Source organism: Actinokineospora sp., from assembly GCF_050699995.1.
In the GTDB taxonomy this organism is placed as follows: Bacteria; Actinomycetota; Actinomycetes; order Mycobacteriales; family Pseudonocardiaceae; genus Actinokineospora.
In genome coordinates, this window is sequence record NZ_JBOHGC010000521.1 from 1 (window position 1) to 4,813 (window position 4,813).

Annotated in this window: 4 protein-coding genes and 1 pseudogene; all 5 read left to right on the forward strand. The window is 69.1% G+C overall.

The window, feature by feature from the left end:
- Positions 1-439, forward strand: a pseudogene (locus ACRDSQ_RS25855) (amino acid deaminase); the annotation flags it as partial.
- A 232-nt stretch (positions 440-671) separates the two neighbouring features.
- Positions 672-1,961 (forward strand): extracellular solute-binding protein, encoded by a 1,290-nt coding sequence (locus tag ACRDSQ_RS25860; protein WP_431424558.1) that lies wholly within the window; start codon positions 672-674, stop codon positions 1,959-1,961.
- 7 nt (positions 1,962-1,968) lie between these two features.
- The gene (locus tag ACRDSQ_RS25865) at positions 1,969-2,934 is read left to right on the forward strand and encodes a carbohydrate ABC transporter permease (RefSeq protein ID WP_431424559.1); all 966 of its coding nucleotides are present in this window, start codon (positions 1,969-1,971) and stop codon (positions 2,932-2,934) included.
- Complete coding sequence (locus ACRDSQ_RS25870; RefSeq protein WP_431424560.1) at positions 2,935-3,762, forward strand: carbohydrate ABC transporter permease; 828 nt, start codon at positions 2,935-2,937, stop codon at positions 3,760-3,762.
- Positions 3,762-4,813: glycoside hydrolase family 3 N-terminal domain-containing protein (locus ACRDSQ_RS25875; protein WP_431424561.1), on the forward strand; the 1,052-nt coding region annotated here is incomplete at its 3' end. The genes ACRDSQ_RS25870 and ACRDSQ_RS25875, both read left to right, overlap by 1 nt.

Consider the following 4,813-nt stretch of genomic DNA (forward strand, 5'->3'; position numbering starts at 1 on the left):
GCGCTGCGGCACCTACCTGACCCACGACGACGGCTACTACCGGGACATCTCCCCGCTCGGCGAGCATCCCCGGGTGTCCGGTCCCCCGCTGCGGTCCGCGCTGCGTGCGTGGGCGCAGGTCGTCTCCCAGCCCGAACCCGGTCTGGCGCTGCTCGCCGCGGGCGAGCGGGACCTGCCCTACGACCTGGGTCTCCCTCTGCCACGACTGCTGCGAACGCGTGCGGGCGTGACCGCGCTGACCGGGCACACGGTGACCGCGCTCAACGACCAGCACGCCTTCCTGAAGTCCGAGCCGGGTGCCGAACCGGCCGTCGCAGTGGGCGACTGGGTGGGCCTGGGCCTGTCGCATCCGTGCACCACCTTCGACAAGTGGAGCCTGCTCCCGGTCACCGGCGCGGATGGCGAGATGGTCACCGGGTTCGTCCGCACCTTCTTCTGAACAACCTGCCGGTCAACCCGCCAAACCGCCCCCGGTGACATGGAAAGTCGGTATGCCCGAGGCTCTGGCGCGGGCGCCCGCGGGACAGCATCGTGTGCGAAAACCATTCATTTCGTGACATGAATGTCTTGACACACCCTTGTGAGCAAGACCACCCTTACCGCAATGGTCTAAACCACTCAGCACTACCGCCGCCCCGCGTCCCTGGGGCGGCGCTCGGAAGGCGGTTGTCGTGAGAACGTGGTCAAAGTCGGTCGCAGGAACAGCAGCACTGATGCTCGCACTAACCGGGTGTGCGGGTTCGGGGGGCACGGACCAGGCGGCGGCACCGCCTGCCGGTCCCCGCACGCTGACCGTGTGGCTGATGAACGGTTCAGCGCCGGACAAGCTGACCGAAGCCCTGCACAAGGAGTTCCAGGAGACCCACAAGGACGTCACGGTCAAGTTCGAAGTCCAGCAGTGGAACGGGATCCAGGACAAGCTGACCACTGCGTTAGCGGGCAATGACGCACCGGACATCGTCGAGATCGGCAACACCCAGGCGCCGAAGTTCGCCGCGGCCAAGGTGCTCACGGACCTCACCGCGGAGGCGTCGGAGTTCAACAAGGACCAGTGGCTCACCAGCCTGAAGGACTCCGGCTCGTGGGACGGCAAGCAGTACGCCGTGCCGTTCTACGCCGCGAACCGACTGGTCCTCTACCGCAAGGACATGTTCGAGCAGGCGGGGATCGCCGCGCCGCCCACGTCGCGGCAGGAATGGCTCGACGCGATCACCAAGCTGCGCGCCAAGTTCGGCTCCGACCCGGACTTCCAGGCGCTCTACCTGCCCGGACAGAACTGGTACACCCTGCTGTCGTTCATCTACGACGAGGGCGGCGACATCGCCAAGCGCGACGGCACCAAGTTCACCGCCAGCCTCGACACCCCGGAGGCCAAGGCAGGCCTGGAGTTCTACAAGAAGCTGCAGGAGGCCTCGGGCACCAAGGCGCCCAAGGACACCGACGAGCAGACCCCCGAGCAGGCCGGGATCTACGGCCAGGGCAAGGTCGCCATGATGGTCGCCCTGCCGTGGGAGCTCGCCACCGCCGCGAAGGGCAACCCGGACCTGACCGCCAAGTCGTCGGCGTTCCCGATCCCCTCGAGGAAGGCGGGCGCCACCGCGCCGGTGTTCCAGGGCGGATCCAACCTGGCGATCCCGTTCAAGAGCAAGAACCAGGACCTGGCCAAGGACTACCTCAAGCTGATGACCAGCGCGAAGTACCAGTCCCAGTTCGCGGGCGTCGGGATGATCCCCGGCACCTCCACCGACGTCGCCGCGCTCGAGGCGGACCCGGTGAACGCGGCCATGGCCAAGGCGTCCCGCAACGGCCGCGCCGTGCCCGCCACCCCGGGCTGGGCGACCATCGAAGCCGGTCAGAACCCGCTCAAGGACATGCTGACCGCGTTCCTGACGGGGTCGAAGTCGATCGACGCGGCGACGGCCGACGCCAACGCCGCTCTCAACAAGGCGTTCGCGGGCTGATCATCCGATGACCGCTCCCACTGTGAACCCCTTGCGGCCCGCGGAGGCACCCCCGCGGGCCGCAAGGCCCCAGCGCCGCTTCACCGCGCAGCGGGCCGTCCCCTATCTGATGCTGGCTCCGGCGGTGCTCATCCTGGTGGCCCTGCTGGGCTGGCCCGCCCTGCAGGTCCTCGGGATCAGCTTCCGCAGGCTCGACCTCGGCGAGCTGGTCCGCGGCGAGATCGTGTGGGTCGGCTTCGACAACTACCGGGAAGTGTTGTCCGACCCCGATTTCTGGATCATCGGGCTGCGCACGGTGCTGTTCACCGGGGCGTGCGTCGTCGCGACGGTCGGGATCGGGCTGGGGATCGCGGTCCTCATGCGACACCTCGACGCGCCGGTCCGCATCGCACTGCAGGTCGCCCTGGTGCTGGCGTGGGCGACGCCGATCATCGCGACGACCACCGTGTTCCAGTGGATTTTCGACCAGCAGTACGGAATCTTGAACAAGACGTTGGTGGCACTGGGTTTCGACGGTTTCGCCGGGTACTCCTGGTTCACCAGCGGCGTCAGCACACTCAGCGTCATCGGGCTGCTGATCCTCTGGCAGGCCGTGCCGTTCGTCGCGTTCACCCTCTACGCCGGCTTGCTCGGCGCCTCGAAGGACCTCTATGAGGCGGCGAGCATCGACGGCGCCACACCGTTCCAGGCGTTCCGCGCGGTCAGCTGGCCCGCGCTGCGGCCGCTGCTGACGATGGTCACGTTCCTCTCGGTTCTCTGGGACTTCAAGGTGTTCACCCAGATCTGGGCGCTCAAACAGGGCGGCCCCGACGGCGAGAGCACCACGCTGCCGGTCCTGCTCTACCTCAAGGGCATCTCCGGCAGCCACTTCGGCGTCGCGTCCGCCGTGGCGGTGCTGATGCTGCTGATCCTGGTCGGTGTGACCTGGCGGTACATGCGCCTGCTGGTGCGATCACAGGAGACGGAGCTGTAGATGAAGACGCGATCCCAGCGCATGGCGCTCTCCGCGGCCGGACTCTTCGTCGCGCTGCTGTTCTTCTTCCCCACCTACTGGATGCTCACCACCGCGCTCAAGAAGCCCGGCGACATCATCTCCACCGAGTACGACCTGATTCCACTGTCGGCCACCGTGGACAACTTCACCACGGCGATCACCAAACCGGGTTTCACAACCTTCCTGACCAACAGCCTGATCGTCACGCTCGGCGCGGTCGCCTGCGCGCTCGTCGCCGGGCTGCTGGCGGCGGTTCCCTTGGCCCGCATGCGGTTCAGCGGACGCCGGGGGTTCGTGCTGCTCGTGCTCATCGCCCAGCTCGCGCCGCTCGAAGCGCTGTTCGTGCCGATGTTCCTGATCATGCGCGACGCGAACCTGCTCGACACGCTGCCGTCGCTTCTGCTGGTGTACATGGCTTTCACGCTGCCGTTCACCATCTGGACGCTGCGCGGGTTCGTCAAGGGAATCCCGATCGAGCTGGAGGAGGCCGCGATGGTCGACGGCTGCGGGCGCTGGGGCGTGTTCCGGCGGGTCACCCTGCCGCTGCTCGGCCCCGGTCTGGTGGCCACGTCGGTGTTCGGGTTCGTCACCGCGTGGAACGAGTTCCTCTACGCCCTGGTGTTCATGCGCGACCAGTCCAAGCAGACGCTCCCGGTGTGGCTGTCGTCGTTCCGGACCGCGTTCGGCACCGACTGGGGCGGCATCATGGCCGCGTCGGTGATCTACGCGCTGCCCGCGCTGGTGTTCTTCATGCTGGTGCAGCGCAAGCTGGTCGCCGGGACGACCGCCGGGGCGGTGAAGGGCTGATGGACACCCTGCACAAGCTGGCCCACGCTGTCCTGCTGCCCGGGTTCGCCGGAACGACCGCGCCGGACTGGCTGCGCGGCCGCATCGCCGAAGGCCTCGGTGGGGTGGTCTTCTTCGGCCGCAACATCGTCGACGACGAACAGGTCGCCGCGCTCAGCGCGGCGCTGCGGGCCGAACGCGACGATGTCGTGATCGGCATCGACGAGGAGGGCGGGGACGTCACCCGGCTCGACGCGGCCGTCGGCAGCAGGCTCCCCGGCGGGCTGGCCCTCGCCGCCGCGGGAGACGTCAACCTCACCGCCGAGGTCGGCCTGGCGCTCGGCGCCCGACTCGCCCGCTGCGGGGTGACGCTGAACCTGGCGCCCTGCGCGGATCTCTCGCTCACCCAGGACGATCCCATCATCGGTGTCAGGGCGTTCGGCTCGGACCCCTCGGCGGCCGCCGCGCACGTGGCCGCGACCGTGCGTGGCATGCAGCGTTCGGGAGTCGCGGCTTGCGCCAAGCACTTCCCCGGCCACGGCGCGGCGACCGCCGACTCGCACCTGACCCTGCCCGTGCTGCCGCGCTCCCCCGAGGAACTGGCCGTCACCGAACTGGTCCCGTTCCGCGCGGCGATCGACGCGGGGGTCCGGGCGATCATGTCCGGGCACCTGGTCGTGCCCGCGTGGGGACCGGAGCCGGCTACCACCAACGAGATCGCCATCGGCAAGGTGCTTCGTGGCGAACTCGGGTTCACCGGGACGGTCGTCACCGACGCCATCGAGATGGGCGCGGTCGCAGGCACCCTGGGCGACGCGGCCGGTCTGCGTGAGGCCGCCGTCCGCGCGCTCGCCGCGGGTGCCGACGCGCTGTGCGTCGGCGGCGACACCGCCGACGCCGAAGCCGTCACCGCGCTGGTCGAGCGGATCGTCCAGGCGGTCCGCGCCGGGGTCCTGACCGAGGACCGGCTCGCCGAGGCCGCGGCCCGCACCCGCGCGCTCGGCACTCCGGCCGCGGCCATCACCGGGGTCCGCGACGAGCTCGACCTGGGGCTGGAGGTGGCGCGCAAAGC